Below are 2,282 nucleotides of genomic sequence, written 5' to 3' on the forward strand. Positions count from 1 at the left end.
ACGCCGAGTACCTACCCTTTGGCGAAATCGTTACTTTAGCAAATAGTATTCTAACACCAATAAAAAATAAATGCTTGGTGAGAAAACTTTTAGTTGACGAACACAAGAATTCGAACAACTCGCCGTTTAAGTTTAATGAGGGCGGAGCGTTAAAAAATGTCCGGTGGACATTTTTAGCGAACGAGCCAGCAGGCGCGCGGGCAATTAAATGGAAACCGGAAATTACTATTATGGAGCAAGGTACTACGACCCAAAATGGAGTAGTTTTATAAGCGTAGATCCGTTGGCGGAGAANGTCCGGTGGACATTTTTAGCGAACGAGCCAGCAGGCGCGCGGGCAATTAAATGGAAACCGGAAATTACTACTATGGAGCAAGGTACTACGACCCAAAATGGAGTAGTTTTATAAGCGTAGATCCGTTGGCGGAGAAAACAAGGGATGCCTATGGGTATTGTTACCAGAACCCGATAAATTTGGTGGATCCGGATGGGCGGGAAGCAGATGATGTAATTGTGCAGGGAAAATTAGCTCAAAAATATGTAGACCAATTAGACGCCTCTTCAAGTTTAGAAATCACTAGAGATAAAAAAACAGGTAAATTGTCAGCGACAGGTGAAGCAAAGACTGAAGCGGATCGAGAACTGCTAAATGCTATCAGCGATACAAAAATTACAGTTAAAATTAATGTCACAAGCAAAAATAAAGTTAATGGAAAGTTTCTGTTTGGAGATTCATTTGATGGCAGTGAAAAAAAGAGAAATGGAAAAGTCATTGCTCAACAAACATTTAATCCTAATCACACCGAGATAATAGAGGAGTTTGCAGGTATGGACAAAGGAAGTATCGCTATGCATGCTGCATTAGAAGCATATTACGGAGCAAAACAAAATCCTGGAGCCAAGGCGAACGACAGAGAGGCATATTTAGAAGCGCACGGGGCAACTAATTTGATTTATCCTGATGGCGATTTTAGCATATTTGTTAAGCAAAAAGAGATTCAACATGAATATAGAAAATCCCCCTTTTCCAGAATTGAAAGTTGGTTAACGAAACGCGGAGGAGAAACGCAATTATTTTGAAATTTTAAAAAAAAGTCATGATCATTAGAAATTTAATTTTGCAAGTAATCTTTTTATTTATATTATCTTATCAAAAAACTCAAGCACAAGAATGTAGATCCTACAAAGTGATAAATATTGACTCAACTAAAAGCTACTACTTGATATTAGTAAAAAATGAAGACGTAAAATCTTTGATTATTTCATCTAAAAGGCGCGTAAAATCAAATCAAAAAATTGCTATTTCTAAAAGTTACTATTTGAAGTTGTCAAAGAGTAAATTGTTAAAAGATTTACCACATAACTTTGAGGAAATACCAACAAAATTAATGTTTGAAGGTAAACTGATATGGACCAATAAAGATGATTTTAGCGTTTATTCAACCAAGAATTTGAAAGGACTGAATTATGTTAAAAAATGCCATTGTCCTTTTTGATCGATGGTACAATCTTTCTATCAAAACAATCGGAAACATTACGATGCTGCCGGCGAGCGCATAGTGCGCTACAACACCGACCAATTTGAGGTTTCTACAAACAGCAGCGAAGTAGCGCAAATGACTAAAGACAACATCATGATTTACCCTAGTGGCTTGCTCATGGGACGAGTATTGCGAAAAACTACTCAAAATCAAACAAGACTTTTCTCTCTCGCATACAGCAAGCATTATTACATCGGTTCCGAGAGAATTACATCCAGAACATGAAGCAATTTCTATATTGCGCGCTTTCCAAAGGATCAATTAGAATCGGATATGCCAGATTTAGATATTACCACCATTCGCGAAAAAANTAGTGGCTTGCTCATGGGACGAGTATTGCGAAAAACTACTCAAAATCAAACAAGACTTTTCTCTCTCGCATACAGCAAGCATTATTACATCGGTTCCGAGAGAATTACATCCAGAACATGAAGCAATTTCTATATTGCGCGCTTTCCAAAGGATCAATTAGAATCGGATATGCCAGATTTAGATATTACCACCATTCGCGAAAAAAGTAATGCAACCGTAGCTATGGCTAATGGATTAGTCACTAGTATTTATACTAAATTCGAACAGCCGACCCCGACATTACAAAGTTCTGTGGAAGAAATGTTTTTAGATGAAGATATTTCACAAGTTGCACCAAACCAATACTACTTCCATCCCGACCATCTCGGCTCAAGCACCTACATTTCAAACCAAACCGGCCAAGTCTCGCAACACGCCGAGTACCTACCC

The 2,282-nt window shown here is 38.0% G+C and carries 5 protein-coding genes; all 5 read left to right on the top strand.

The features are described 5' to 3' along the window. Window positions 1–272: hypothetical protein (locus tag CHX27_RS15460; RefSeq protein WP_207758920.1), on the top strand; the 272-nt coding region annotated here is incomplete at its 5' end. A gap of 73 nt (window positions 273–345) precedes the next feature. Then, entirely contained in the window at window positions 346–1,080 is a 735-nt protein-coding gene (locus tag CHX27_RS01330; protein WP_094484974.1) for an RHS repeat-associated core domain-containing protein, read from the top strand. Window positions 1,081–1,097: 17 nt separating this feature from the next. After that, a complete protein-coding gene (locus tag CHX27_RS15675) occupies window positions 1,098–1,496 on the top strand; it encodes a hypothetical protein (RefSeq protein WP_094484975.1) in 399 nt (132 codons plus the stop codon). Between the two features lie 3 nt (window positions 1,497–1,499). Then, on the top strand, window positions 1,500–1,766 hold the full coding sequence (locus tag CHX27_RS01340; protein ID WP_094484976.1) for a hypothetical protein: 267 nt from the start codon (window positions 1,500–1,502) through the stop codon (window positions 1,764–1,766). A gap of 255 nt (window positions 1,767–2,021) precedes the next feature. Continuing rightward, a partial coding sequence (locus CHX27_RS01345) for a hypothetical protein (protein ID WP_133063386.1) occupies window positions 2,022–2,282 on the top strand: 261 nt, incomplete at its 3' end.

Origin of the sequence: Flavobacterium aurantiibacter, assembly GCF_002251775.1 — a bacterium.
Taxonomy (GTDB): Bacteria; Bacteroidota; Bacteroidia; order Flavobacteriales; family Flavobacteriaceae; genus Flavobacterium; species Flavobacterium aurantiibacter.